At 72.5% G+C, this 25,846-nt stretch carries 24 protein-coding genes and 1 pseudogene; 14 read left to right on the top strand and 11 right to left on the bottom strand.

All coding sequences use genetic code 11. From position 1 onward, the window contains the following. Positions 1-23 precede the first annotated feature (23 nt). Positions 24-968, bottom strand: coding sequence for a heme o synthase (locus tag AB0I67_RS32635; RefSeq protein WP_357931716.1), 945 nt, complete (start codon positions 966-968; stop codon positions 24-26). Positions 969-1,238: 270 nt separating this feature from the next. Between AB0I67_RS32635 and tkt the strand changes: the two genes are divergently transcribed. From tkt to AB0I67_RS32585, 10 genes are all read left to right on the top strand, one after another. Beyond that, positions 1,239-3,269 carry a transketolase gene (gene tkt / locus AB0I67_RS32630; protein ID WP_357931714.1) on the top strand — a complete coding sequence of 677 codons (2,031 nt, stop codon included), beginning with the start codon at positions 1,239-1,241 and terminating at the stop codon, positions 3,267-3,269. 2 nt (positions 3,270-3,271) lie between these two features. Further along, positions 3,272-4,366 carry a transaldolase gene (gene tal / locus AB0I67_RS32625; RefSeq protein WP_357931404.1) on the top strand — a complete coding sequence of 365 codons (1,095 nt, stop codon included), beginning with the start codon at positions 3,272-3,274 and terminating at the stop codon, positions 4,364-4,366. 1 nt (position 4,367) lies between these two features. Beyond that, on the top strand, positions 4,368-5,969 hold the full coding sequence (gene zwf, locus AB0I67_RS32620; protein ID WP_357931401.1) for a glucose-6-phosphate dehydrogenase: 1,602 nt from the start codon (positions 4,368-4,370) through the stop codon (positions 5,967-5,969). Beyond that, positions 5,969-6,883, top strand: a complete 915-nt coding sequence (locus AB0I67_RS32615) for a glucose-6-phosphate dehydrogenase assembly protein OpcA (protein WP_357931398.1) — start codon at positions 5,969-5,971, stop codon at positions 6,881-6,883. The genes zwf and AB0I67_RS32615 overlap by 1 nt, the downstream gene beginning before the upstream one ends. 88 nt (positions 6,884-6,971) lie before the next feature. Beyond that, positions 6,972-7,748 (top strand): 6-phosphogluconolactonase, encoded by a 777-nt coding sequence (gene pgl / locus AB0I67_RS32610; protein ID WP_357931395.1) that lies wholly within the window; start codon positions 6,972-6,974, stop codon positions 7,746-7,748. A gap of 57 nt (positions 7,749-7,805) precedes the next feature. Further along, entirely contained in the window at positions 7,806-8,483 is a 678-nt protein-coding gene (locus AB0I67_RS32605; RefSeq protein ID WP_357931392.1) for a DUF4129 domain-containing protein, read from the top strand. Then, positions 8,480-8,950 (top strand): hypothetical protein, encoded by a 471-nt coding sequence (locus AB0I67_RS32600; protein ID WP_357931389.1) that lies wholly within the window; start codon positions 8,480-8,482, stop codon positions 8,948-8,950. Before AB0I67_RS32605 ends, AB0I67_RS32600 begins: the two co-directional genes overlap by 4 nt. Next, complete coding sequence (locus tag AB0I67_RS32595) at positions 8,951-9,925, top strand: MoxR family ATPase (RefSeq protein WP_357931386.1); 975 nt, start codon at positions 8,951-8,953, stop codon at positions 9,923-9,925. A 73-nt stretch (positions 9,926-9,998) separates the two neighbouring features. Beyond that, the gene (locus AB0I67_RS32590) at positions 9,999-11,255 is read left to right on the top strand and encodes a DUF58 domain-containing protein (RefSeq protein ID WP_357931383.1); all 1,257 of its coding nucleotides are present in this window, start codon (positions 9,999-10,001) and stop codon (positions 11,253-11,255) included. A 197-nt stretch (positions 11,256-11,452) separates the two neighbouring features. Then, entirely contained in the window at positions 11,453-11,944 is a 492-nt protein-coding gene (locus tag AB0I67_RS32585) for a hypothetical protein (RefSeq protein ID WP_357931380.1), read from the top strand. Positions 11,945-11,961: 17 nt separating this feature from the next. On the opposite strand, the gene AB0I67_RS32580 is transcribed toward AB0I67_RS32585, so the two are convergent. Then, on the bottom strand, positions 11,962-12,723 hold the full coding sequence (locus AB0I67_RS32580) for a hypothetical protein (protein ID WP_357931377.1): 762 nt from the start codon (positions 12,721-12,723) through the stop codon (positions 11,962-11,964). 60 nt (positions 12,724-12,783) lie between these two features. On the opposite strand from AB0I67_RS32580, the pseudogene AB0I67_RS32575 reads away from it, so the two are divergent. Next, a pseudogene (locus tag AB0I67_RS32575) lies at positions 12,784-13,200 on the top strand (Clp protease N-terminal domain-containing protein); the annotation flags it as partial. A 225-nt stretch (positions 13,201-13,425) separates the two neighbouring features. Here AB0I67_RS32575 and AB0I67_RS32570 read toward each other — a convergent pair. Next, positions 13,426-14,478, bottom strand: a complete 1,053-nt coding sequence (locus tag AB0I67_RS32570) for a GNAT family N-acetyltransferase (protein WP_357931374.1) — start codon at positions 14,476-14,478, stop codon at positions 13,426-13,428. A gap of 66 nt (positions 14,479-14,544) precedes the next feature. Between AB0I67_RS32570 and AB0I67_RS32565 the strand changes: the two genes are divergently transcribed. Both AB0I67_RS32565 and AB0I67_RS32560 read left to right on the top strand, forming a co-directional pair. Further along, entirely contained in the window at positions 14,545-15,945 is a 1,401-nt protein-coding gene (locus AB0I67_RS32565) for an FAD-binding oxidoreductase (protein ID WP_357931372.1), read from the top strand. A 47-nt stretch (positions 15,946-15,992) separates the two neighbouring features. Further along, positions 15,993-17,597, top strand: a complete 1,605-nt coding sequence (locus tag AB0I67_RS32560; RefSeq protein WP_357931369.1) for an amidohydrolase — start codon at positions 15,993-15,995, stop codon at positions 17,595-17,597. 72 nt (positions 17,598-17,669) lie between these two features. Here AB0I67_RS32560 and AB0I67_RS32555 read toward each other — a convergent pair whose 3' ends face one another. The 5 genes from AB0I67_RS32555 to gap all read right to left on the bottom strand — a co-directional run bounded on the left by AB0I67_RS32555 (position 17,670) and on the right by gap (position 21,385). After that, entirely contained in the window at positions 17,670-18,014 is a 345-nt protein-coding gene (locus tag AB0I67_RS32555; protein WP_357931366.1) for an RNA polymerase-binding protein RbpA, read from the bottom strand. 65 nt (positions 18,015-18,079) lie between these two features. Beyond that, the gene (gene secG / locus AB0I67_RS32550) at positions 18,080-18,310 is read right to left on the bottom strand and encodes a preprotein translocase subunit SecG (RefSeq protein WP_357931363.1); all 231 of its coding nucleotides are present in this window, start codon (positions 18,308-18,310) and stop codon (positions 18,080-18,082) included. Between the two features lie 128 nt (positions 18,311-18,438). Beyond that, complete coding sequence (gene tpiA, locus AB0I67_RS32545; protein ID WP_357931711.1) at positions 18,439-19,194, bottom strand: triose-phosphate isomerase; 756 nt, start codon at positions 19,192-19,194, stop codon at positions 18,439-18,441. A 17-nt stretch (positions 19,195-19,211) separates the two neighbouring features. After that, the gene (locus AB0I67_RS32540; RefSeq protein WP_357931360.1) at positions 19,212-20,384 is read right to left on the bottom strand and encodes a phosphoglycerate kinase; all 1,173 of its coding nucleotides are present in this window, start codon (positions 20,382-20,384) and stop codon (positions 19,212-19,214) included. Continuing rightward, positions 20,381-21,385 carry a type I glyceraldehyde-3-phosphate dehydrogenase gene (gap, locus tag AB0I67_RS32535; protein ID WP_357931358.1) on the bottom strand — a complete coding sequence of 335 codons (1,005 nt, stop codon included), beginning with the start codon at positions 21,383-21,385 and terminating at the stop codon, positions 20,381-20,383. The genes AB0I67_RS32540 and gap overlap by 4 nt, the downstream gene beginning before the upstream one ends. 220 nt (positions 21,386-21,605) lie before the next feature. Between gap and AB0I67_RS32530 the strand changes: the two genes are divergently transcribed. Continuing rightward, complete coding sequence (locus tag AB0I67_RS32530; RefSeq protein ID WP_357931356.1) at positions 21,606-22,292, top strand: hypothetical protein; 687 nt, start codon at positions 21,606-21,608, stop codon at positions 22,290-22,292. 115 nt (positions 22,293-22,407) lie between these two features. Here the strand turns inward: AB0I67_RS32530 and whiA are convergent, their stop codons facing one another. From whiA to rapZ, 3 genes are all read right to left on the bottom strand, one after another. After that, a complete protein-coding gene (whiA, locus tag AB0I67_RS32525; protein WP_357931354.1) occupies positions 22,408-23,388 on the bottom strand; it encodes a DNA-binding protein WhiA in 981 nt (326 codons plus the stop codon). Between the two features lie 84 nt (positions 23,389-23,472). Continuing rightward, the gene (gene yvcK / locus AB0I67_RS32520) at positions 23,473-24,408 is read right to left on the bottom strand and encodes a uridine diphosphate-N-acetylglucosamine-binding protein YvcK (protein ID WP_357931708.1); all 936 of its coding nucleotides are present in this window, start codon (positions 24,406-24,408) and stop codon (positions 23,473-23,475) included. A gap of 557 nt (positions 24,409-24,965) precedes the next feature. Further along, positions 24,966-25,829, bottom strand: coding sequence for an RNase adapter RapZ (rapZ, locus tag AB0I67_RS32515; RefSeq protein ID WP_357931353.1), 864 nt, complete (start codon positions 25,827-25,829; stop codon positions 24,966-24,968). Between the last annotated feature and the right edge of the window lie 17 nt (positions 25,830-25,846).

Genomic DNA, 25,846 nt, shown 5'->3' with positions numbered 1-25,846 from the left:
AAGCCGTACCGTCCGGAGGATCGTCAGGCCAGCAGCGGGTCGATCGCGACGGCGAGGAAGAGCAACGCCAGATAGGCGTTGGACCAGTGGAAGAAGCGCATGGGCCGCAGCGCCACGCCGCTCTTGCCGGAGTTGAGGCGGCGCAGCAGCGCGTACACCTCCCACAGGCACACCACGCCGAGCACGGCGGCGACGGCGGGATAGAAGAGCGTGGTCTGCGCGACCGGCCACAGCAGCAGCGAGCAGGCCACCGTCGCCCAGGTGTAGGCGATCGACTCCAGCACCACGCGGCGCTCGGTGGCGACCACCGGCAGCATCGGCACCTCGGCCGCCGCGTAGTCCTCCTTGTACCGCATCGCCAGCGTCCAGGTGTGCGGCGGCGTCCAGAAGAACACCACGCCGAACAGCACGAACGGCGCCCAGGCCAGTTCGCCGGTGATGCCGGCCCAGCCGATCATGACCGGCATGCAGCCGGCGATGCCGCCCCACACGATGTTCTGCTTGGTGCGGCGCTTGAGCCACATCGAGTAGACGAAGACGTAGAACAGGATGGCGCCGGTGGACATGGCCGCGGCCAGCCAGTTGGTGGTCACCCAGAGCCCGACCAGCGACAGGAGGCCCAGCACGATGCCGAAGATCAGCGCGTTGCGCGGCTCGACGGTGTGCCTGGCCAGCGGCCGCTTGCGGGTGCGGCGCATCTTGACGTCGATGTCACGGTCGACGTAGCAGTTGAGCACGTTGGCGCTGCCGGCCGACAAGGTGCCGAAGACCATCACGGACAGGGACGTCCACAGGTCGGGCAGCCCCTTGGCGGCGAGGAACATCACCGGTAGCGTCGTGATCAGCAACAGCTCGATGATCCGGGGTTTGGTCAGGGCGACATAGGCCCCGAGGACCGCGCCGAACGATCGGGAAGCCTGGCGTGGGGCGCCGGTCCCCGGGGGGACGGTCGCCTGCCTGTTGGTCAGCACCGCCAAGGCGCTTCCGGCTGTTGCGGAGTCAACGCGTAACCTCTGATGTAGCGGATCCCTTACGAACACAGCAACTGTAGTCGCCGGGAGCCGCGGTCCGGTCAACGGGGTGTTGGGAACAGCCTGCAAGGTCGACTCGGTTATGGTCCCGTGTGGGCGGGAAAAGCCGAACACCTAAGACAACGAGATTGCGGAGATAGGCACGTGAGCATCCTGGAGTGGACGGATCTCGACCGTAAGGCGGTCGACGTCGTCCGTGCCCTGGCAATGGACGCAGTGGAGAAGGCGGGCTCGGGTCACCCCGGCACCGCCATGAGCCTGGCCCCTGCCGCATATCTGCTTTTCCAGCGCACCATGCGCCACGACCCGGCCGACCCCACGTGGGCGGGCCGAGACCGGTTCGTCCTGTCCGCGGGGCATTCCAGCCTGACCCTTTACATCCAGCTCTACCTGTCCGGTTACGGGCTGGGCCTGGAGGACCTCAAGCGGCTGCGCCAGTGGGACAGCCTCACCCCCGGCCACCCCGAGCACGGGCACACCGCGGGCGTCGAGACCACCACCGGCCCGCTCGGGCAGGGCATCGGCAACGCGGTCGGCATGGCGATGGCCGCCCGCCGCGAGCGCGGCCTGTTCGACCCGGACGCCGAGGCCGGCGCCAGCCCCTTCGACCACCACATCTGGTGCATCGCCTCCGAGGGCGACATCGAGGAGGGCATCAGCCACGAGGTCAGCGCCCTGGCCGGCCACCAGAAGCTGGGCAACCTGACGGTCGTCTTCGACAGCAACCACATCTCCATCGAGGACGACACCCAGATCGCCCTGTCGGAGGACATCACCAAGCGCTACGAGGCCTACGGCTGGCACGTCCAGACCGTCGACTGGACCGAGGGCGGCTCCTACGTGGAGAACGTCCAGGCCCTGCACGAGGCGCTGGAGGCCAGCCGCGAGGAGACCGACCGGCCCTCCTTCATCCGGCTGCGCACCATCATCGGCTGGCCCTCGCCCGGCAAGCAGAACACCGGCAAGATCCACGGCTCGGCGCTCGGCGCCGCCGAGGTCGCCGCCACCAAGCAGGTCATGGGCATGGACCCGGAGAAGTCCTTCGACGTCCCGGCCGAGGTGCTGGAGCACGCCCGCGCCGTCGCCGACCGCGCGCAGGCCGTGCGCGCCGACTGGGACAAGGCCTACGCCGACTGGCGGGTCAACAACCCCGAGCGCGCCGAGCTCTTCGACCGCCTGGGCCGCCACGAGCTGCCCCAGGGCTGGAGCGAGGCCCTGCCGACCTTCGAGCCCGGCGCCTCGATCGCCACCCGCAAGGCCTCCGGCGAGGTGCTCAACGCGCTCGCGCCGGTGCTGCCCGAGCTGTGGGGCGGCAGCGCCGACCTGGCCGAGTCGAACAACACCACGATGAAGGGCGAGCCGAGCTTCATCCCGGACGAGCACCAGACCAAGGAGTTCCCGGGCAACCGCTACGGCCGCACGCTGCACTTCGGCATCCGCGAGCACGGCATGGGCGCGATCCTCAACGGCATCGCGCTGCACGGCAAGACCCGCCCCTACGGCGGCACCTTCCTGGTCTTCTCCGACTACATGCGGCCTGCCGTACGGCTCGCGGCCCTGATGAAGCTGCCGGTCACCTACGTGTGGACGCACGACTCCATCGGCCTCGGCGAGGACGGCCCGACGCACCAGCCGGTCGAGCACCTGTGGGCGCTGCGCGCGATCCCCGGTCTCGACGTGGTACGGCCGGCCGACGCCACCGAGACGGCGGCCGCCTGGAAGACCATCCTGGAGCACACCGACCGCCCGGCGGCGCTGGCGCTGACCCGCCAGAACCTCCCGGTCTACGAGGGCTCCGCCGCCGATGGCGTGGCCCGCGGCGGTTACGTGCTCAGCGAGTCCTCCGCCCCGCAGCCGAAGGTGATCCTGATCGCCACCGGCAGCGAGGTCGAGATCGCCATGGACGCGCAGAAACTCCTGGAGGCCCAGGACATCCCGGCACGAGTGGTCTCGATGCCGTGTGTCGAGTGGTTCCAGGGGCAGGACTCCGCATACCGGCAGACGGTGCTGCCGCCCTCGGTGAAGGCGCGCGTCGCCGTCGAGGCGGGCATTGCGCTGGGCTGGCGCGAGTTCGTCGGGGAGCACGGCGAGGTGGTCTCGCTGGAGCACTTCGGCGCCTCCGCGCCGTACAAGACGCTGTACGAGCAGTTCGGCCTCACGGCCGAGCGCGTGGCCGCGGCCGCCAAGGCCTCGCTGGCCAAGCTCGGTCACGACAAGGGCGAGACGACGGGAAACTGACAATGAGCGAGAACCTTCGCAAGCTGGCCGCCAGCGGTGTGGCCATCTGGCTGGACGACATCAGCCGCGAGCGCCTGCGCAGCGGCAACCTGGAGCAGCTGATCCGCGAGAAGAACGTGGTCGGCGTCACCTCCAACCCGACGATCTTCGCCTCGGCGCTGGCCAAGGGCGATGCCTACGACACCCAGTTGCACGACCTGCACGTGCGCGGTGTCGACGTCGGCGAGGCCGTGCGGGCGATCACCGCCTACGACATCCGCTGGGCCGCCGACGTGCTGCGCCCGGTCTACGACGCCACCGGCGGCGTGGACGGCCGCGTGTCGCTGGAGGTGGACCCGCGCCTGGCGCGCGACACCGACAAGACCATCGCCGAGGCGCGCGCGCTGTGGTGGCTGGTCGACCGCCCCAACCTGCACATCAAGATCCCGGCCACCGTCGAGGGCCTGCCGGCCATCACGCAGGCGCTCTCGGAGGGCATCAGCGTCAACGTCACGCTGATCTTCTCCCTGGAGCGCTACCGCCAGGTCATGGACGCCTGGCTGGCCGGCCTGGAGGCCGCGCAGGCCAAGGGGCTCAACCTGGCCGCGATCGAGTCGGTCGCCTCCTTCTTCGTCAGCCGCGTCGACACCGAGATCGACAAGCGGCTCGACGGCCTGGGCAAGCCGGAGCTCAAGGGCAAGGCCGGCATCGCCAACGCCCGCCTGGCCTTCGCCGCCTTCGAGGAGGTCATGGGCTCCGAGCGCTGGCAACGCCTGGCCGCCGCCGGCGCCCGGCCGCAGCGCCCGCTGTGGGCCTCGACCGGCGTGAAGAACCCGGAGTACTCCGACACCATGTACGTCGACCAGCTCGTCGCCGCGGGCACGGTCAACACCATGCCGGAGAAGACGCTCGACTCCGTGGCCGACCACGCCAACGTCACCGGTGACACGATCCGCCCCTTCTACCAGGACGCCTGGAACACCATGGCGGCCCTGCGCGAGGCCGGGATCGACTACGACGACGTGGTGCGCGTCCTGGAGGACGAGGGCGTCGACAAGTTCGAGGTCTCCTGGAACGAGCTGCTGGAGAGCCTCGCCAAGAAGCTGGCCGGGGCCTGACATGAGCGAACCGGTCGCACCGATGCCGGAGGCCGTCACGGCCGCGGTGGCGGTCGCCGAGACCTCCACGACGCTGGAGGTCGCGGCGGCCAACCCGCTGCGCGACCCGCGTGACAAGCGCCTGCCCCGCGTGGCGGGGCCGTGCGTGCTGGTCCTGTTCGGCGTCACCGGTGACCTGGCCAAGCGCAAGCTGCTGCCGGCGATCTACGACCTGGGCAACCGGGGGCTGCTGCCCCCGGGCTTCTCCCTGGTCGGCTTCGCCCGCCGCGACTGGGCCAACGAGGACTTCGCCCAGGTCACCCACGACGCGGTGAAGGCCAACGCCCGGACGCCCTTCCGCGAGGAGGTCTGGAAGCAGCTCTCAGAGGGCATCCACTTCGTGCCGGGCGAGTTCACCGACGACGGCGCCTTCGACGCGCTGCAGATGGTGCTCAAGGAGGTCGACCAGACCCGGGGCACCGGCGGCAACTACGCGTTCTACCTGTCGGTGCCGCCGAAGTTCTTCCCGACCGTCATCAAGCAGCTCAAGCGGACCGGGCTGGCCGACGCCCCGCCCGGCTCGTGGCGGCGCGTGGTGATCGAGAAGCCCTTCGGCCACGACCTGAAGAGCGCGCACGAGCTCAACGAGATCACCACGGAAGCCTTCCCGGAGTCGTCGATCTTCCGGATCGACCACTACCTGGGCAAGGAGACCGTCCAGAACATCATGGCCCTGAGGTTCGCCAACAACCTCTACGAGCCGATCTGGAACCGCTCCTACGTCGACCACGTGCAGATCACCATGGCCGAGGACATCGGCCTGGCCGGGCGCGCGGGCTACTACGACGGCATCGGCGCGGCCCGTGACGTGATCCAGAACCACCTGCTCCAGTTGCTGGCCCTGGTGGCGATGGAGGATCCGACCTCCTTCGACGCCAAGGCGCTGCGGCGGGAGAAGGAGAAGGTGCTGCAGGCCGTACGGCTACCGGCCGACCTGGCCGCCGAGACCGCCCGCGGGCAGTACGCGGCCGGCTGGCAGGGCGGCGAGAAGGTCGTCGGCTACCTGCAGGAGGACGGCATCCCCGCCGACTCCACCACCGAGACCTACGCCGCCATCAAGCTGGAGATCGCCAACCGGCGCTGGGCGGGCGTGCCGTTCTACCTGCGCACCGGCAAGCGGCTCGGCCGCCGCGTCACCGAGGTGGCCGTGGTCTTCCAGCGCGCGCCGCACCTGCCCTTCAGCAAGGACGACACCGAGATCCTCGGCCAGAACGCCCTGGTCATCCGGGTGCAGCCGGACGAGGGCATCACGGTGCGCTTCGGCTCGAAGGTGCCGGGCACCGCGATGGAGGTGCGCGACGTCTCGATGGACTTCGCCTACGGCGAGTCGTTCATGGAGTCCTCCCCCGAGGCCTACGAGCGGCTCCTGCTGGACGTGATGATCGGCGACCCGCCGCTCTTCCCGCACCAGCGCGAGGTGGAGCTGTCGTGGGAGATCCTCGACCCGATCGAGGAGTTCTGGGCCACGCAGGGCCAGCCGGAGCCCTACCCCTCCGGCACCTGGGGCCCGCCCTCGGCCGACGCCATGATGGCCCGTGACGGGCGGACCTGGAGGAGGTTGTAATGACCGCCTTCGCACTGTCCGGCACGACCGCCGGCAAGATCTCCGGGCAGCTCACCCACCTGCGGCACCAGATGGGCGCCCCGGCCATCGGCATGGTGCTCACCCTGGTCGTGGTCACCGACGAGCGCGACCAGTACGACGCGCTCAGGGCGGCGACCGAGGCGGCGCGCGAGCATCCCTCGCGCATCCTCGCGGTGATCAACCGGGAGGCCGACGAGGCGTCCCGGCTCGACGCCGAGATCCGCATCGGCGAGTCCACCCCGGGCGAGGTCGTGATACTGCGGTTGTACGGCGAGCTGACCGCGCACGCCGACTCCGTGGTCAGCCCGCTGCTGCTGCCCGACACGCCGGTCGTCGTCTGGTGGCCGGGGGCGGCGCCTGCCGTACCGGCCCAGGACCCGATCGGCGAGCTGGCCCAGCGGCGGATCACCAACGCCAAGGCCGCCGCGCCCGACGGGATCAAGGCGCTGGCGCACTTCGGCAAGGTCTACGCGCCCGGCGACACCGACCTGGCCTGGACCCGGCTGACGCCGTGGCGCAGCCTGCTGGCCGCCGCCTTCGACCAGCACGTGGGCAAGGTCAAGAAGGGCTTCGTCGAGGCGGCCTCGGGCAACGCCAGCGCGCCGCTGCTGGCGGCGTGGCTGTCGGAGCGGCTGGGCGCGCCGATCAAGGTCGCCGAGTCCTCCGGTCCCGGTCTCACCGCGGTACGGCTGGCGCTGGCCGACGGGGAGCTGTCGGTGGTGCGCAACGACGCCCGCCTGGCCACCCTCGCCCGGCCCGGCCAGCCCGACCGGCACGTCGCGCTGGCCCGCCGGCAGACCTCGGAGCTGCTGGCCGAGGAGCTGCGGCGGCTCGACTACGACGAGATCTACGAGTCGGCGGTCAAGCGGCTGGCCCGCTCGCACAAGGTCTGACCCCTTCACCGGCTGTGGCCCCGGACGCGTGCGTCCGGGGCCACACCCGTGTCCTGGGCGTACTGCCGGGACGTGAGAGGGTAGCCGGGTGACCGAAGTTCCCAACGTCGTCGTCCACCGTGACGCCGAGGTGCTGGCCAACGCCGTCGCGGCGCGGATCATCACCCGGCTGGTGGACGCCCAGTCCGCCAAGGGCTCAGCCTCGCTCGTCCTCACCGGCGGCAGCGTCGGCATCGCCACGCTGGCCGCCATCGCCGCCACCCCCGCCCGCGACGCCGTCGACTGGCGGCGCCTGGACATCTGGTGGGGCGACGAGCGCTTCCTGCCGGCCGGCGACCCCGAGCGCAACGAGACCGGCGCCCGCGAGGCGCTGCTCGACCACGTCGACCTCGATCCGGCGCGCGTGCACGTGATGCGCGGGCCCGACTCCGGCCTCAGCGCCGAGGAGTCGGCCGACGCCTACGCCGCCGAGCTGCGCCAGGCGGCCCGGCCCGAGGACCACGGCCCGGTGCCCGGCTTCGACGTGCTGCTGCTCGGCATGGGCCCCGACAGCCACGTCGCCTCGCTCTTCCCCGGCATGCCCGCGCTCTACGACACCCGGCCCGCGGTCGCGGTGCACGGCGCGCCCAAGCCGCCGCCCACCCGCATCTCGCTCACCCTCCCGTCCATCCAGGCCGTGCGGGAGGTCTGGGTGGTGGCCGCCGGTGCGGAGAAGGCCGGCGCGGTACGGCTGGCGCTGGCCGGGTCGGGTCCCGTCCAGGTGCCCGCGGCCGGGGCTCGTGGGCGGCAGCGCACGCTCTTCCTGCTCGACCGGGCCGCCGCGGGCAAGATCCCGCCGGGGCTGGGACGGATCGCCTCGCCCTAGCCCGTACCGGACATGTCCTGGCAGAGTGTCCTGCGAGATTCGGCCGGGGGTGAGGGTGTGGTGCGGACCTGGGGTCCGGTGGCGCTGGCCGCCGCCGCCCTCCTCGCCGTCGGCCTGGCCGCCGGTACGGCAGGCGGCGTCGAGGGCCGCTTCGACCCCGCCGGGCTGAGCTGGGAGCGTCCCACCGGGCTGCCGACGATGCCGCCGCAGACGGCGACGGCCGGGCCGCTGGGCGAGCTGCCGCCGGTCACCGCCGCGCCCTGGGCCTCGGCGGCCGGGTCGGGGCTGCTGGCGCTCTTCGGGCTGCTCCTGCTGGTCCTGGCGGGGTTCGCGCTCCGGGCGCTGCTCTCGCGGCTGCGCCGGCCCTCGTGGGGGCCGGTGGCGGGGCGGGGGCCCGCCGTACGGGACGAGGCCGGGGAGCAGGCGCGGGCCGCGGTCCGGGCCGGGCTGGCCGAACTCGACGCCGAGGGCGATCCCCGGCGGGCGGTGATCGCCTGCTGGCTGCGCCTGGAGCGGGCCGCCGCCGAGGCCGGCGTGCCCCGCCTGGCCACCGACACCCCCGGCGACCTGGTGACCCGCCTCCTGGCCGGCCTGCCCAGCAGCGCAGGCGTGGATGGCGCGGCGCTGGAGCGCCTGTATGACGCCTACCGGCAGGCCCGTTACGCCCCGCACGAGGTGCCCGAGGCCCTGCGCACCACCGCCCGCGCCGCCCTGGCCCAGGTGATGACCCGATGAGAGCCGTCCTGCTGCTGACGGCGGGTGGCGTCACCGCCTGGCTGGGCGGCCCGCCCCTGGCCGCGCTGATCGGCTTCCGGCTGCCCGCCTGGCACGCCGCCCTCCTGGTGGTCGCCGCCCTGGCCGTCACGCTCCTGACCCGCGGCCTGCCCCGTCCCCCGGAAACCGGCCCCGTCCCCGCCGGCCGGGTCCGCCGCGAACCCTCCCCCCGCACCCCGGGCGGCGTGAGCACCTGGGAACGCCGGCTCCGCGCCGGCGCCAAGGACGCCGCCCGCTTCGAACTGACCGTCCGCGACCACCTGCGCCCCCTGGTCGAGTCCAGGCTGCGCCGCCATCGCGAACTCACCCTGGAGCACGCCCGCGACGTGCTCGGCACCGAACTGCACACCCTGCTGACCCGACCGGTCACCGCCGTCCCCGACGAGGCGGCGCTGGCCCGGATGATCACGCGCATCGAGGAGATCTAGATGGAGCTGCCGGAGGTCGGCCGCCTGGCGCGAGCCGTACTCGACCAGGTCGAGACGGTCGTGGTCGGCAAGCGGGAGGCCCTGGAGACAGTCCTCACCGGCGTGCTGGCCGGGGGCCACGTGCTGCTGGAGGACTTCCCGGGGCTGGCCAAGACGCTGACCGCGCGCAGCCTGGCGCAGAGCCTCGGGCTCGGCTTCCGCCGCCTGCAGTTCACCCCCGACCTGCTGCCCGCCGACGTGACCGGCTCCTACCTGTACAACCAGCGCAGCGGTGAGTTCGAGTTCCGGCCCGGACCGGTCTTCACCGAGCTGCTGCTGGCCGACGAGATCAACCGCACCCCGCCCAAGACGCAGGCGGCCCTGCTGGAGGCCATGCAGGAGCGGCAGGTCAGCGTCGAGGGCGTCACGCACCCGCTGGGCTCGCCCTTCCACGTGCTGGCCACCGCCAACCCGGTCGAGTACGAGGGGACCTATCCGCTGCCGGAGGCCCAGCTCGACCGCTTCCTGCTGCGGGTGTCGTTCGGCTACCCGACGCCCGAGCAGGAGTGGGAGGTGCTGAGCCGGCGCATGGCGCGCCGCCGCGAGGACAGCACCCTGGAGCCGGTGGTGGACGCCGCGACCCTGGGGCGGATGCAGCGGGCCCTGGAGGAGGTCGCGGTGGACGACTCGGTCGGGCACTACATGGTCGCCTTGACCGCCGCCACCCGTACGCACCCGCAGCTCCAGATGGGCGCCTCGCCGCGTGGCTCGCTGGCCTTGCTCCTCGCCTCGCGGGCGCGGGCCGTCCTCCAGGGGCGCGACTACGTCATCCCCGAGGACGTCAAGCACCTGGCGGTGGCGGCGCTGGCGCACCGCGTCAGCCTCCGGCCGGAGGTCTGGCTGCGCAAGGTGGACCCGGCCACGGTCATCACCGAGATCTGCGCCCAGGTCCCCGCCCCCGGCTCGGCCCAACTCCCCACCTACAGCGCCCGATGAACGACCTCTGGCAGCCTTTCCACCCACTGCGCGCGATGAGCGGGTCCGGCGGCTTCCCCATCCGCGGTGCGCGATGAGCGGGCTCTGGCGGCCCACGCGGGCACTGCGGCGGGCGCTTGTGCTCGTGGCCGTGGCGCCGCTGGCCGCGCTCCTGCTCGGCCGGCCCGGGCTGCTCGTGCTCGCCGCGCCCTTCGCCCTCGGCACGGTCCTGGCCCTCGCCCGCCGCCCCGCCGGCCCACCGGAGGCGGCCCTGGAGCTGGCCGCGGCCTCCGTCCCCGAGGGCGAGCACGCCGAGGCCACCGTCCGCCTGGCCCTCCCCACCGTGACACCCGCAGGACCGTCCGCCGAGGCGGCCGTCGTCTGCCTGGTCACCCCGCGCGCCACAAGCGCCCTGGAGCCCGCGTACGGCTCGCGCCACCACCTGGTCCAGGTAGGCCCCGGCCGGGCCGTCACCGTCGCCTTCGGCTACACCGCGACCGTCTGGGGCGCCCACGAGGTAGGCCCGGTCGAGGTGGCGGTCTCCGCCAGTGACGGCCTCCTGGAGCACCCGCCCCTCCGCCTCCCGGTGCAGCGCGTGGTGGCCCTGCCCGACGCCGGCGCGTTCACCTCCCGCGCCCAGCTCCCCCACGCCGACGGCCTGTCCGGCGCCCACCGCTCCCGGCGTCCAGGCGAGGGCGGCGAACTGGCCGGGGTGCGGCGCTTCCAGAGCGGCGACCGGTTGCGCCGCATCGACTGGCGCACCACCCTGCGCACCGGCGAGACGCACGTCAACGCCACCTACTCCGAACGCGACGCCGAGGTGCTCATCCTCGTCGACGTCCTGCACGAGGGACCCCTCGACACCGCCGTCCGGGCCGCGGCGGCCCTGGCCGGGCACTACACCAGCCGGGGCGACCGGGTGAGCATCGCCGAGTACGGCTCGCTGCGGCACCGGCTGCGGCCCGGCACCGGGCGGCGCCACTACCTGGCCGCCCTGGAGTGGCTGGCCGCGGTCCGCGTCAACGGCGGCGCCGGGGACGAGCTCGGCCGGCGCCTCCTGGCACCCACGCTGGCCGGGGGTCGGGGGCTGGTGTTCATGCTCACCCCGCTGCTGGACGAGCGCAGTGCCGACGGGCTGGCCCGGCTGGCCCGCTCCCGCCGGCCGCTCGTCGCGGTCGACACCCTGCCCGACCGGCCGGGCACCGGGGTGGCCGAGCGGCTGTGGTGGCTCGACCGCGAGAACCTCATCGGTTCCCTGCGCGAAGCCGGCGTCCCGGTCGAGCCCTGGCGAGGCTCGGGCAGCCTGGACGTCGTCCTGCGCGACGTCACCCGCCTGGAGCACACCCGATGACCACCCCCGCTTCTGGCCCCGACTCCACTCCTGGCTCCGGCCCCACCTCCGGCGCTGGCCCCACCCCGGCTCCGGCCCGAGCCCTGGCCCCCGGTCAGCCGGGCGTGCCTGGGTCGCCGTTCTCCGGGCTGCGTCGGCGGATTTGGTGGGGGCGGCCGGGGGTCGGGTGGGCGCGGGTCTCGGGTGGGGCGTTGCTGGTGCGGGTGCTTGTGGCGGCGACGGGGGTGGCGGCGTTGCTGGTCGCCCTGCCTGCCGGTCTGCTGGCCGTACCGGTCTGGCCGGTGGGGGCGGTCCTGGTGGGGCTGTGTGCGGCGGTCCTGCCGGGGTCGGCGGCGCCCGGTGTGACGGTGGCCGCCGGAGCCGTGGCGTGGACGTTCGGCGGGGGCGGGCTGGGCAGCGCTCTGGCCGTGGGCACGCTCCTGTACCTCCATCACACCAGCGCCGCCCTCGCCGCCCTCACCCCCGTGTCGAGCGCGCTGTCCACGAGCCTCGTCCGGGGCTGGGCGGCCAGGACCGCGCTCGTGCTCGCCGCCTCCGCCCTGCTGAGCGTGGTGATCGGCACGGTGCCGCCGCTCCTGCGTGACCTGCCGGCCGCCGCACTGCTCACCCTGGGCGCCGCCGCGGCCGTCGCCCTGGTGGCGCTGGTCCGCCGCCTCCTGCGCACCGACCAGCCGCCCCCGGCCCCTTAGACCGGCCCGCCGGTCCGCTAGGCCCCGGTCTGGCCCTTCTCCAGGCGTTGCCTGGCCAGGCGTTCCTCTCGGCGGGCGACGTCGAGGCGTTGGCGGGCCTCGGTCTCGCGGCGGCGGGCCTTCTCCAGCTTCTTGGTCAGCCGCGCCACCTTGTCGGCCCGCTCCTGGTGCTCCTGCGCCGCCTGGGCCAGGAGGTCGCGCCACTCGGTGTAGGCCGCCTCGGCCTCCTCCCGCTCGCGGGCCTTCTTGGCCTCGGCCTCCCGCACCTCGTCCTCGGACGCCTCCTTGGGCTTGCGCCCCGGCCGCTCCCGGGGCACGGGCGCGGGGGCGAAGCCGGTGTAGCTGAGCGGCTTGGCCAGGTGGCCCCGCCGTACCTGCTCGGCCGCGTCGGCGTCCACCACCGCGGCGTCGAGCGTCTGGTCCACCTCGGCGGAGGCGGCGGCGGTGAGCCCGGCGAGCTCGCGCGCCTGGCGCGAGAGCCGCCCGGTGAGCCGGGAGCGGCGCTGGGTGAGCTCGGCGAGGGCGTCGGCGTCGTGCGCGCTCCAGGCGGCCCGCAGTTCCTCGCCGAGCGCGAGCAGCTCGCCCAGGGCATCGGGGTGCTCGTGGGCCAGCCGGTTCACCGCCCAGGCCGAGACCGTGGGCTTGCGCAGCGCGCCGATCTCGCGGGCGAGCGCGGCCTCGCCCGCGGCCCGCGCGGCCTGCACCTCCGCCTGGCGCGCGGCGGTGAACTCGGCGGGCGGCAGGGCGTAGAGGCGGCCGGCGACCTCATCAAGATCCACATAACAGGAATACCCCACTTGGCCGGTTTTCTAGCGCATAGTGGAGGCAGGGAGGCCGCCGTGTTTGAACGCTTCACCGACCGTGCCCGCCGGGTCGTGGTTCTCGCGCAGGAGGAGGCGCGGCTGCTGAACCACCCCTACATCGGCACCGAACATCTCCTGCTCGGCCTGATCCACGAGGGCGACGGGGTGGCCGCGACGGTGCTGCGGGGCAAGGAGATCGATCTGGCCTCCGTGCGGGAGCGAGTCGAGGAGATCATCGGCCAGGGCGACGCACCGTCCGAGGGGCACATCCCGTTCACGCCGCGGGCCAAGCGGGTGATGGAGCTGTCCTTCCGCGAGGCGCTGCAGCTCAGCCACAACTACATCGGCACCGAGCACATCCTGCTCGGGCTGATCCGCGAGGGTGAGGGCGTGGCGGCCCAGGTGCTGGTCGCGCAGGGGCTGAGCCTCGCCCGGCTGCGCGAGGCGGTGATCGCCACGCTGCGCGGGCAGACGCGGGCGGCGGAGGAGGACCGGCTGCACGAGCTGCTGCGGCGCGGCGGGCCGCCGCCGGGCGGGTACGAGCTGACCGAGCGGCTGCATCGCATCCAGGAGAGCCTCGACCGGATCGAGAGCCGGCTGCACGAGCTCGACCCCGGCGAACGGGACCCGGGCAAGGGCGAGCGCGACCACGGCTAGGCCCATACCGGGAGCTGCCGCTCAGGCGGGTGCGAGGGCCGCGACGGCCAGGCGGGCCTCGATCACCCCGGGGTCCTCGGTGTAGCCGAGGGTGGCGCCGAGCCGTACCAGCAGCCCGCGCATGCGCGCGTTGTCCGACAACATGCTCGCCCGCACCTCGGCGTAACCCAGGTCGCGGGCCAGCTCGACCAGCATCCGCGCCAGCGCGGTGCCCAGCCCGCGGCCCTGCCAGCGGTCCTCGACCAGGAAGGCCATCTCGGCCGTGCCCGGCTCGGCGCCGAACATCAGGTTGGCCATCGCCACGACCTGCCCGTCGAAGCAGGCCACCAGCGACTGGCCGCGGTCGCGGTCCACCAGGCGCTCGAACACGCGCGGCGGCAGCGCGGGCATGCTGGTGAAGTAGCGGAAGCGGCGGCTCTCCGGCGAGCAGCGGTCGTGCAGGTCGCGCACGGCCTCCCGGTAGATCGCGGTGAGCGGCCGCACGTCCAGCTCGGCGCCGTCGGCGAGGGTGATCGCCCGCTCGGCGCCGCTGCGCGCCGCGGCGGGCTGCGCCAGGCGCACGAACGCCGCCGCCCGCGCCGCCTCGGTCAACGTGAACGGCAGGTCCGTACGGCGGAGCCGTACCGACCGCTCGCCGGTGACGCGGACGATCAACTGGGTCGGGTCGGGCAGCTCGCTCACCGCATCACCATAGATCCACCGCGCGTCGTCGGCGCGCAGCAGCTCCCCCAGCAGCTCGGGCAGCCGCCAGTGCGGCGACCCGCCGGAGCCCGCCTCGTGCTGGAGCGCGGCCAGCCGCGTGGCCAGCAGCAGCGCCCGCGTGGGCTCGTCGGTCAGCTCGTGCGCGGTCGCCGGCACGACCTGCACGCGCCGGCCCCCCGCGGCCTCCAGAGCCTCGCGCACCGCCTCGGGCGCGGCCGGGATCTCGGCCACGAACTCGTCCACCGTGCCGTCGGCGTCCGGCTGCACGCTCAGGCCCAGGATGTTGCCGCCCCGTTCGGCGAGCGCCGCCGCGAGCTGGGCCAGCCGTCCGGGACGCTCGTCCACCGTCGTTCTGATCCGAAGGAATGCCATGTGTCGGATAATGCCTGGTGACTGTTACACCGTGGCTACGTGGGTGTTTCCCTATGCTGTGCTGTCATGAGTACGTATGTCCCCCTTTCGGCCGGATTCACTAACGGCGACGTCTCCTACTGGTACCGCAGCTCCGGCGTGCCCGCGCCCGGCCCACGGCTGGACGGGCCGCTGTCCGCGGACGTGGTGATCGTCGGGGCCGGGTACACGGGACTGTGGACCGCGTACTACCTCAAGAAGGCCGCGCCCGGCCTGCGCGTGGTCGTGCTGGAGCAGGAGTTCGCCGGCTTCGGCGCCTCGGGCCGCAACGGCGGCTGGCTGACCGGCGACATGGCCGGTTCGGCCGAGCGCTACGCCAAGACGCACGGCCGCCCGGCCGCCAGGGCGCTGCAGCGGGAGATGTTCGCCTCCGTCGACGAGGTGATCGCGGTGTGCGAGGCCGAGGGCATCGACGCGGACGTGGTCAAGGGCGGCGTGCTCACCGTCGCGCGCAACACCGCGCAGGCGGCCCGGCTGCGCGAGTCGGTCGAGGAGGCGCGCGCCTGGGGCTTCGACGAGCCGGACCTGCGCCTGCTGGAGCCCGCCGAGCAGCAGCGGAGGCTGCGGGTGGCGGGCACCGTCCAGGCGTCGTGGAGCCCGCACTGCGCGCGCATCCAGCCGGCCAAGCTGATCCGCGGGCTGGCCCGGGTCGTGCGCGACCTCGGGGTGGAGCTGTACGAGGGCACGCCGGTGCTGTCCATCGAGCCCAAGAAGGCGGTCACCCCCTACGGCACGGCGAGCGGGCAGTTCGTGATCCGGGCGACGGAGGGCTTCACCTCGCGGCTGCGCGGCCTGCGCCGGCAGTGGCTGCCGATGAACAGCTCGATGATCGTGACCGAGCCGCTGCCGGACTCCTTCTGGGAGACGGTCGGCTGGGACGACGCCGAGCTGCTCGGCGACATGGCCCACTACTACATGTACGCCCAGCGCACCGCCGACGGCCGCATCGCCTTCGGCGGCCGGGGCCGCCCCTACCTGTACGGCTCGCGCGTGGACGCCCGCGGCCACACCCACGAGTGGACCGTCGAGGCGCTCTGGCAGCTCCTGGTCGACTTCTTCCCCGCCGCCGCCTCCTCCTCGGTCGCGCACGCGTGGTCGGGCGTGCTGGGCGTGCCGCGCGACTGGTGCTCGACGGTGCACATCGACCCGGCCACCGGTCTGGGCTGGGCGGGCGGCTACACCGGCCACGGCGTCACCACGGCCAACCTGGCCGGCCGTACCCTGCGCGACCTGGTCCTGGGCCAGGAGACCGAGCTCACCGCGCTGCCCTGGGTGGGCCGGAAGGTGCGCGCCTGGGAGCCGGAGCCGCTGCGCTGGCTCGGCGTGCACTCGATGTACCGCCTCTACCGGGTGGCCGACTCCCGCGAGCGCTCGATGCGCCGCACGTCCGCCCTGGCCCGCTTCGCCGACCTCATCACGGGTCACTGAGCCGGCCCGGCGGCCCTACGATCTTCGCAGCGATTCAAGGAGACTGAATGGACATCCTCTTCCGCGGCGGGCGCGTCTTCACCGCCCGGGGCGATCTCGGCTTCGCCGAGGCGGTGCTGGTGCGCGACGGCGTGATCGCGGCGGTGGGCACGGAGGCGGACCTGGCCCGGGCGGCCGGGCCGCACGAGACGGTGGACCTCGACGGCGGGCTGCTGACCCCCGGCTTCACCGACGCGCACATCCACCCGGTGCAGGCCGGGCTGGAACGGGCCAAGTGCGACCTGGCCGAGGTCTACGGCCTGGACGCGTACGTGGCCAAGGTCGCCGACTATGCCACGAAAAACCCGGACAAGGAGTGGGTGGACGGCGGCGGCTGGGACATGTCCGCCTTCCCCGGCGGCCTCCCCCACCGCAGCCAGCTCGACTTCGTCACCCGCCCGGTCTACCTGATCCAGCGCGACCACCACGCCGCCTGGGTCAACACCCGCGCGCTGGAGCTGGCCGGGATCACCAAGGACACCCCCGACCCGGCCGACGGCCGCATCGAGCGCGACGCCGACGGAACCCCCAGCGGGGTGCTGCACGAGGGCGCGATGGACCTGGTCGGCCTGCTCACCCCGCGCCCGAGCGCCCAGGACCAGGAGGCGGCGCTGCTGGAGGCGCAGCGCTACCTGTTCGCGCTGGGCATCACCGGCTGGCAGGACGCCATCGTCGGCTCCTACGCCGGCTCCGACGACCAGCTCCCGACCTACGTCGCGGCGGCCGAGGCCGGCACGCTCAAGGCGCGGGTGGTGGGCGCGCTGTGGTGGGACCGCACCCGGGGCGCGGAGCAGATCGAGGACCTGATCGAACGGCGCAAGCGCTCCGTCGGCCGCTTCCAGGCCACCTCGGTCAAGATCATGCAGGACGGCATCACGGAGAACTTCACCGCCGCGGTGCTGGAGCCGTACTGCCGCTGCGGCGGCACGGGCCTGTCCTACATCGAGCCGCGCGCGCTCAACGGCTACGTGGCCGAACTCGACCGGCACGGCTTCCAGGTGCACTTCCACGCCATCGGCGAGCGGGCGGTGCGCGAGGCGCTCGACAGCCTGGAAGGCAGCGACCCGGCCAACCGGCACCACATCGCGCACCTGCAGATCATCGAGCCCTCCGACGTGCCGCGCTTCGCCCGGCTCGGCGTGACGGCCAACCTGCAGCCGCTGTGGGCCACCCACCACGCGCAGATGGACGAGCTGACCATCCCCTTCCTCGGCGAGGAGCGCTCCGCCTGGCAGTACCCCTTCGCCGACCTGCAGCGCAGCGGGGCGCGGTTCTGCGCGGGCAGCGACTGGCCGGTGTCCAACGCCGACCCGCTGCAGGCCATGCACGTCGCGGTCAACCGCACCGAGCCCGGAAGCTCCGTGCACGCCGGCTACCCGACCGCGCAGACGCCGTTCCTGCCCGGCCAGCGGCTCGACCTGGCCACCGCGCTGAGCGCGTACACGGCCGGCTCGGCGTGGATCAACCGCTCGCCGGCCGGGGTGATCGAGCCGGGCCGCCCGGCCGACCTGGTCGTGCTCGACCGCGACCCGTTCGCCCTGCCGCCGCAGGAGATCTGGACGACCAAGGTCCGGATGACCTTCGTGGACGGCGAAGCGGTCCACGGCACGTGACCCGCCGCTGAACGGCCGAGCCCCCGCCGGACGCAGTGTCCGGCGGGGGCTCGGTCGAAAGCCGCGGCAGATCTACCAGGGGCTCTTGTTCGTGCGCAGACGCTCCAGCGCCTCTTCGAGAATGGCCTTGCCGTCGCGGTCGCTCCGGCGCTCCTTCACGTAGGCCAGGTGCGTCTTGTAGGGCTCGTTCCTGGGCGGAGCGGGCGGGTTGGCCTGGTCCTGGCCGGCGGGCAGGCCGCAGCGCGGGCAGTCCCACAGCTCCGGAACGGCGGCGTCGCTGGCGAAGCTGGGACGCGTCTCGTGCATGTTGGCACACCAGAACGCAACGCGGACGCGCGGGGCGGCCTCGCCGCGCTCGGCCTCGCCCATCGGCCCGGCGCCTACCCGGCTGCCACGGATCGCGTTTCCACTACCCACGGATGAACTCCTCGCTCGAACGCCCCGCGAGAGGCGGGGGGTGAATCACTGTCGCACGCAAGCCACTACTGCTTGAGCAGCAGACCCAGAGCGATGATGCAGACGAACCAGACCGTGCCCGTGATGACGGTCAGCCGGTCGAGGTTGCGCTCCACCACCGAGGAACCGCCGAAGTTCGACGAGAAGCCGCCGCCGAACATGTCGCTCAGACCGCCACCCTTGCCCTTGTGGAGCAGAACCAGCAGGATCATGAGGCAGCTCGCCAAGATCAGGGCGATGGAGATTCCGATGACCACGGTAGACCTTGCTTTCAGATGCTCTGTACGCGTGACGACTCAAATGGATCATCCCCGCGCCTGAACGCGGGGTTGACTGTGCTTTCTAGAGGGTACGACCTGGTGTCAAGTCGCGCCCCCGTTATGCCTTAGTTAGCGGCAAAACGGCAGATCTTGACGAACTCGCCCGCATCGATGCTCGCCCCACCCACGAGAGCGCCGTCGACATCGGGCTGCGCCATGATCCCGGCGATGTTGCCGGACTTCACCGAACCTCCGTAAAGGATACGGATGCCGTCGGCCACCTGGGCGTCGTAGAGCTCGGCGAGTCGCTGCCGCAGCGCCGCGCAGACCTCCTGGGCGTCCTCCGGGGTGGCCACCTCGCCGGTGCCGATCGCCCACACCGGTTCGTAGGCCACCACCAACGATTCTGCCTGCTCCCGGGAGACTTTGCGCAGGGCTCCGTCGAGCTGGGACAGCGCGAAGGCCACGTGCCCCCCGGCCTGGCGCACCGGCAGGCCCTCGCCCACGCACAGGATCGGCGTGATCGAGTGGCGCAGCGCCGCGTGCACCTTGGCGTTGACGAGCGCGTCGTCCTCGTTGTGGTACTCGCGGCGCTCGGAGTGCCCGACCGTCGCGAAGGTGCAGCCCAGCTTGGCGAGCATCGCGCCGGAGATCTCCCCGGTGTAGGCGCCCGCCTCGTGCTGCGACAGATCCTGCGCACCGTAGACGATCTTGAGCTTGTCGCCGTCCACCAGCGTCTGCACGCTGCGCAGATCGGTGAAGGGCGGCAGGACGGCGACCTCGACGCGGTCGAAGTCCTTGTCCGACAGGGCGAAAGCGAGCTTCTGGACCAGAGCGATGGCCTCGAGGTGGTTGAGGTTCATCTTCCAGTTGCCCGCCATGAGCGGCTTGCGCACGTCTACTCCTCCAGCGCGGCGAGTCCGGGCAGCGTCTTACCTTCGAGGTACTCCAGGCTGGCACCGCCGCCGGTGGAGATGTGCGAGAACCCGTCCTCCGGAAGACCGAGCTGGCGTACGGCTGCCGCCGAGTCGCCGCCGCCGACCACGGTGTACGCGTCGGAGCCGATCAGCGCCTCGGCGACGGCACGGGTGCCGCCGGAGAAGGCCTCGAACTCGAACACGCCCATCGGGCCGTTCCAGAAGACCGTGCGCGCGTCGGCCAGCTTGGTCGCGAACAGCTCGCGGGTCCTGGGGCCGATGTCGAGCCCCTGCCGGTCGGCGGGGATCGCGGTGGCCTCGACCACCTCGTGCTCGGCGTCCTCGGCGAACTCGGTGGCGGCCAGGACGTCCACCGGCAGCACCAGGTCGACGCCGCGCTTGGCGGCCTCGTTGAGGAAGCCGCGCACCTGGTCGAGCTGGTCCTCCTGCAGCAGCGAGCCGCCGACCTCGTAGCCCTGGGCCTTGAGGAAGGTGTAGGCCATGCCGCCGCCGATGAGCAGCCGGTCGACCTTGGTGAGCAGGTTGGCGATGACGCCCAGCTTGTCGGAGACCTTGGCGCCGCCGAGCACGACCACGTAGGGGCGGTCGGGGTTCTCGGTGAGCTTCTTCAGCACCTCGACCTCGGCCGCGACCAGCCCGCCCATGCGGTGGGGCAGGAGCTTGGGCACGTCGTAGACGCTGGCGTGCTTGCGGTGGACCGCGCCGAAGCCGTCGCCCACGTACAGCTCGGCCAGCGCCGCCAGCTCGCGGGCGAACGCCTGCCGTACGGTGTCGTCCTTGGACTCCTCGCCCGGGTGGTAGCGGAGGTTCTCCAGGAGCGCCACCTGGCCGTCGCCCAGGCCCTCGACGAGGTCGCGGTCGACGACCTCGCCGGAGAAGGCGACCTCCTGGCCCAGTAGCTCGCCCAGGCGGGCGGCGACGGGGCGCAGGGAGTACTTCGGGTTGGCCTCGCCCTTCGGGCGGCCCAGGTGGGCGCAGACGACGACCCGGGCGCCCTGCTCGGCCAGCGCCCTGATGGTCGGGACCGAGGCCCGGATGCGCCCGTCGTCGGTGATGACGTCCCCGTCGAGGGGGACGTTGAGGTCGGCGCGCACCAGGACGCGCCGGCCCTTCACGTCGTCGAAACCGGTCACAGGTCCTTGCCCACCAGCTCGATCAGGTCGACCAGGCGGTTGGAGTAGCCCCACTCGTTGTCGTACCAGCCGATGACCTTGACCTGGTTGCCGATCACCTTGGTCAGGCCGGCGTCGAAGATGCAGGACGCGGGGTCGGTGACGATGTCACTGGAGACGATGTCGTCCTCGGTGTAGGTCAGGATGCCCTTGAGCGGGCCCTCGGCGGCGGCCTTGTAGGCGGCGTTGATCTCCTCGACACCGGCCTCGCGCTTGAGCTCGACGGTCAGGTCGGTGGCCGAGCCGGTGGGGATCGGCACGCGCATCGCGAAGCCGTCCAGCTTGCCCTTGAGCTCGGGCAGGACCAGGCCGATGGCCTTGGCGGCGCCGGTGGAGGTCGGCACCACGTTCAGCGCGGCGGCGCGGGCGCGGCGCAGGTCGGCGTGCGGGCCGTCCTGCAGGTTCTGGTCCTGCGTGTAGGCGTGGATCGTGGTCATGAGGCCCTTGTCGATGCCGAAGGTGTCGTTGAGCACCTTCGCCAGCGGGGCCAGGCAGTTGGTCGTGCAGGAGGCGTTCGAGATGACGGTGTGCGACGCCGGGTCGTACTTGTCATGGTTGACGCCCATCACGATGGTGACGTCTTCGTTCTTCGCCGGGGCGGAGATGATGACCTTCTTCGCGCCGTTCTCGGCGTGCACCTTGGCCTTGGTCGCGTCGGTGAAGAAGCCGGTCGACTCCACCACGACGTCCACGCCCAGGTCGCCCCAGGGCAGCTTGGCCGGGTCGCGCTCGGCGAAAGCCTTGATCGTCTTCCCGTCGACGACGATCTCGTCGGCGGTGGCCTTCACCTCGTACGGCAGGCGGCCCAGGATGCTGTCGTACTTCAGCAGGTGGGCGAGCGTCGCGTTGTCGGTCAGGTCGTTGACGGCGACGATCTCGATGTCCTTGCCGCTGGCGGCGACCGCCCGCCAGAAGTTACGGCCGATGCGGCCGAAGCCGTTGACGCCTACGCGGATGCTCACGGGAACCGATCTCCTTGAACGTGATGCGGGCTGAAACCTCAACCACGAACCCTATCGGACCCGGATTGGTTTAGACCTCTTCAGGGGGCACCCTGTTTTGCCTCGCTTTTTGGACGGACTTTGCAGTGATCGAGTAAAGTGCCCGGACTCGCCGGAGTTAAGCACGGGGGTGCTGATGACAAAGCGAAGATCTGGACTTATCGGGGCATCACTGACGGGTGTGGTGGTCGCGGTGCTCGCCGCGGCGGGCTTCGCCGCGGCTTTGCTGTACCAGGAGCGGCTGCCGCCGGCGGTCCTCGACTACGCGCGGCGGTGGGACGGCCTGCCTCTGCTCGTGGCCCTGTCACTGGGATGTGCCCTGCTCGTGGGGCTGGGCATGCGCCTGGCCCGGCCGCGCAGCCTGCTGGCCCCGTGGGTCGCCCTGCTCCTCGGCGGCGCCGCCGTCGCCGGGGGGATGCTGTCCGCCGCCGCGGTGCAGGCCGGGCACCGGAAGCTCGGTACCGGGCCGGACACCTTCATGCTGGTCTACGACGCCTTCCGGGAAGGGTTGCCGCTCGTGTCGTCGAACTTCGGGACCGTGCTGGCCGGCTCCCGCGAGCTCGTCGCCGCGATCGCGGGCGCCGGGGTGCTGGCGTTGCTGCTCGTCGCGCTCAAGGTCCGCCGGGTGCGCCGCGCCGACCGGACCGTTGCCGCCGAGATCGCACCGAGCGAGCCCGAGGAGGAGGTGGAGTACCGCGGGGCCTTCGAGCCGGTGCAGCCCGCGCAGCCTGCCGCTCCGGCGCCGCTGGTCCCCCCGCTGGAGTCCCTGCCGCTGGCCCCGCAGCCGGTCGAGCCCTTGGCACCGGCCGCCCAGTCCGCCACCGCCGTCTCCGGCGACGACCTGTTCACCCCCCGCGCACGCGACTGACCCGCCGGCTGCCTCGGTGCGGCAGAGCCGTCTCCGGAGTGGGTGGGAAACGCGGACGGGCCGCCCCAGAATGGTGGCGGCCCGTCCGGCGAGCGGCAGTCGGCGGCTAAGCCGGTCACTGAGCCAGCATCTCCGCCGTGAGGTTCGCCTCGGTGTTGGGGATGCCCAGGTCGGAGGCGCGCTTGTCGGCCATGGCGAGCAGCCGCCGGATCCGGCCGGCGATGGCGTCCTTGGTCAGCGGCGGGTCGGCGAGCTGGCCGAGCTCCTCCAGCGACGCCTGCTTGTGCTCCACACGCAGCCGCCCGGCGGTGACCAGGTGCTCGGGCGCGTCGTCGGCGAGGATCTCCAGCGCCCGCTGCACCCGCGCACCGGCGGCCACGGCGGCACGGGCCGAGCGGCGCAGGTTGGCGTCGTCGAAGTTGGCCAGCCGGTTGGCGGTGGCGCGCACCTCGCGGCGCATCCGCCGCTCCTCCCAGGCCAGCACGCTGTCGTGCGCCCCCAGCCGGGTGAGCAGCGCCGAGATGGCGTCGCCGTCCCGGACGACCACCCGGTCGACACCCCGCACCTCACGCGCCTTGGCGTGGATCTTCAGGCGCCGCGCCGCCCCCACGAGCGCGAGCGCCGCCTCGGGACCCGGGCAGGTGACCTCCAGCGACATGGACCGGCCCGGCTCGGTGAGCGAGCCGTGTGCCAGGAAAGCACCCCGCCACGCGGCCTCGGCGTCGCACGAGGCCCCCGACACGACCTGCCGGGGCAGGCCGCGCACCGGCCGCCCGTGGTTGTCGATCAGCCCGGTCTGCCGCGCCAGCGCCTCGCCGTCCTTGTAGACGCGCACCACGTAGCGCGAACCCTTGCGCAATCCGGCGGGCGCGAGCACCATCACCTCGGCCTTGTGCCCGAACACCTCGCCGATGTCCTTGATCAGCCTTCGCGCCGTCGCGTTGGTGTCAAGTTCGGCCTCTATCACGATCCGCCCGCCCACCAGGTGCAGCCCGCTAGCGAACCGCAACAGCGTGGACACCTCCGCCTTGCGGCAGCAAGGCTTCAGCACGGGCAGTCGGCTCAGCTCGTCCTTCACCACACCCGTCATCGCCATAAGCGTAAGTCCTCCCCCATTCAGACCGGCTCTCCAGCAGTCTCTCGCACCTTTGCTGCGCCCACGTCGGATCTCCGGCCAGGATCAACGCTGCTGGAGGAAAATCTCGTCCAGTACGGAGGCAAGGCGGCGTGCGTCGTGACGAGGTGACCCGTCTTCGGCGGCAACGTCTGACATGACCAGGCGTGCCCCCATAGTCGCGGCTGCCTTCTCCAGCGCGTCCTGGTCCTCGACGACGCCCGTGTCGGCCAGGACGACGTCGAGTGCCAGGTCGGGGGCGTGCTGCCGGAGCACGTCGAGGTGCTGCTGGGGGGAGAAGTCGTCGGTCTCGCCCGGCTGCGGCGCCAGGTTGAGCGTCACCAGCCGGCGGGCGGGGGTGTCGTGCAGCGCGCGGGCGAGTTCGGGGACCATCAGGTGCGGCAGGACGCTGGTGAACCAGCTTCCCGGGCCGAACACCACCCAGTCGGCCTCCAGGATCGCCTGGACGGCCTCGGGGCGGGCGGGCGGGTTCTCCGGCACCAGCGAGATCGACCGGACGCGGCCAGGGGTGAGCGCGCAGGCCACCTGGCCCCGGACCGTTCCGATCCGGCCGTCGAGATCGACCTCGGCGACGATGTCGAGCGGCACCGACGCCATCGGCAGCACCCTGCCGTGCGCGCCCAGCAGCCGTCCCACCCAGTCGAGGCCCGCCACCGGGTCGCCGAGCAGCTCCCACAGCGCCACGATCAGCAGGTTGCCGACCGCGTGGCCGTGCAGGCCGCCCTCGCTCCTGAACCGGTGCTGGACCACCTCGCTCCAGGTGGAGCCCCACTCGTCGTCACCGCACAGCGCGGCCAGCGCCATCCGCAGGTCACCCGGGGGCAGCACGCCCAGCTCGCGGCGGAGCCGGCCGCTCGATCCGCCGTCGTCGGCCACGGTCACCACGGCGGTCAGGTCGCCGGTGACGGCTCTCAGCGCCGACAGCGAGGCGTACAGGCCGTGGCCGCCGCCGAGCGCGACCACTTTCGGTCCGCCGCTCATCCGCCCGCGGCCGCCGTCCCAGACCTCCCCCACTTCACCGACCCGTCCCTCCACCGACCTGCGCTGTGCTACCCCGCCTGCCCCGACCGTGCACCGATCAACCGGCCCACCCTCATAAACCTCCCCGGCACCGCCGTACGCCCCTTCTCCGAGGGCAGCAAGCAGCCGTGACGAGGTGACAGGCGACACGCCTGTGAGCGCCCGCGATCCGGTGGTGGGGGGCGGCTCGGCAGAGGGATGCCGCGAGGCGGTGGCAGGCCCAAAGGCGGCGGCAGGCCCAAAGGTGGCCGCGGGCCCCGAGGTGGCCGCGGGTCCCAAGGTGGTCGCGGGTCCCGAGGTGGCGGTGGGCCGTGACGCCGTGACGGGGCGCGAGGGGGCGGGGGTCTCCGATGCGGGGAGAAGCCGTGCGGCGGGTGATGATCCTGTGCGGTCCCGACCACCTGGCAGCCGGTCCCCCGAACCACCCAGATCCCCGGCAAAACCACCGGTCAACAGGTACGGCGAGGCGGCCGGCTCGCCCACGGGGTCAGGGGCAGGCACGGCATGCGGTACGTGAGTCACTCGCGGCCCACATCCCGGTGCCCGACCTGAACCTCCATACCCCGGTCCCGAAGCCGCCCCGCGATCTGCTCGGCCATCGCGACGCTCCGGTGCTTGCCACCGGTACACCCGACCGCGAGGGTGGCGTAGCTCTTGCCCTCCCGCGCATACCCCGCGGCCACCACCCCCAGCACCTCTTCGTAGGCGTCGAGGAACTCCTTGGCCCCCCGCTGGTTGAGCACGTAGTCACGCACCGGCGAGTCGAGCCCGTTCATCGGCCGCAGCTCCGGCACCCAGTGCGGGTTGGGCAGGAACCGGCAGTCGACCACCAGGTCGGCGTCGACCGGCAGGCCGTACTTGAACCCGAAGGACACCACGTTGACCCGGACCCCGGGCTTCTGCTCCCCGCCGAAATAGGCGACGATCTTCCCGCGCAGCTCGTGCACGTTGAGCGCGGAGGTGTCGATGACGAGGTCGGCGTTGGCCCGGACCTCACGCAGGATGCCGCGCTCGCGGGCGATCCCGTCGACCAGCCGCCCCTCCCCCTGCAGGGGATGCGGCCGCCGTACGTTCTCGAACCGGCGCACCAGCTCCTCGTCGCTGGCCTCCAGGAAGACCACGCGGACCGGCACGCCCCGCCCTTCGAGCTCCTCGATGGCGGCGTTGAGGTCGGTGGTGAAGGCGAGGCTGCGCACGTCGACGACGGCGGCCACCTTGTCCGCGGCGAGCTTGACGCGCCCGGCCTCCTCGGCCATGGCGAACAGCAGACCGGGCGGGAGGTTGTCGATGACGAACCAGCCGAGGTCCTCCAGGGCCTTGGCCGCCGTGCTCCGTCCCGCGCCGGACATGCCGGTGACGATGACGAACGCGGATTCGGTCACCGGACCAAGACTGGGCT

Origin of the sequence: Nonomuraea sp. NPDC050310 (assembly GCF_040655795.1) — a bacterium.
In the GTDB taxonomy this organism is placed as follows: Bacteria; Actinomycetota; Actinomycetes; order Streptosporangiales; family Streptosporangiaceae; genus Nonomuraea.
This window is presented reverse-complemented; position numbering and strand designations above follow the sequence as displayed.

Excerpts from the sequence above, each read along its gene's own strand:
- AB0I67_RS32615 (WP_357931398.1), top strand. The coding sequence starts at position 5,969 with ATGACCGCCTTCGCACTGTCCGGCACGACCGCCGGCAAGATCTCCGGG.
- AB0I67_RS32570 (WP_357931374.1), bottom strand. The coding sequence starts at position 14,478 with ATGGCATTCCTTCGGATCAGAACGACGGTGGACGAGCGTCCCGGACGG.
- AB0I67_RS32595 (WP_357931386.1), top strand. The coding sequence starts at position 8,951 with ATGGAGCTGCCGGAGGTCGGCCGCCTGGCGCGAGCCGTACTCGACCAG.
- yvcK (WP_357931708.1), bottom strand. The coding sequence starts at position 24,408 with ATGAGCGGCGGACCGAAAGTGGTCGCGCTCGGCGGCGGCCACGGCCTG.
- tal (WP_357931404.1), top strand. The coding sequence starts at position 3,272 with ATGAGCGAGAACCTTCGCAAGCTGGCCGCCAGCGGTGTGGCCATCTGG.
- AB0I67_RS32560 (WP_357931369.1), top strand. The coding sequence starts at position 15,993 with ATGGACATCCTCTTCCGCGGCGGGCGCGTCTTCACCGCCCGGGGCGAT.
- whiA (WP_357931354.1), bottom strand. The coding sequence starts at position 23,388 with ATGGCGATGACGGGTGTGGTGAAGGACGAGCTGAGCCGACTGCCCGTG.
- AB0I67_RS32590 (WP_357931383.1), top strand. The coding sequence starts at position 9,999 with ATGAGCGGGCTCTGGCGGCCCACGCGGGCACTGCGGCGGGCGCTTGTG.
- AB0I67_RS32600 (WP_357931389.1), top strand. The coding sequence starts at position 8,480 with ATGAGAGCCGTCCTGCTGCTGACGGCGGGTGGCGTCACCGCCTGGCTG.
- AB0I67_RS32565 (WP_357931372.1), top strand. The coding sequence starts at position 14,545 with ATGAGTACGTATGTCCCCCTTTCGGCCGGATTCACTAACGGCGACGTC.
- zwf (WP_357931401.1), top strand. The coding sequence starts at position 4,368 with ATGAGCGAACCGGTCGCACCGATGCCGGAGGCCGTCACGGCCGCGGTG.
- tpiA (WP_357931711.1), bottom strand. The coding sequence starts at position 19,194 with ATGGCGGGCAACTGGAAGATGAACCTCAACCACCTCGAGGCCATCGCT.
- tkt (WP_357931714.1), top strand. The coding sequence starts at position 1,239 with ATGGACGCAGTGGAGAAGGCGGGCTCGGGTCACCCCGGCACCGCCATG.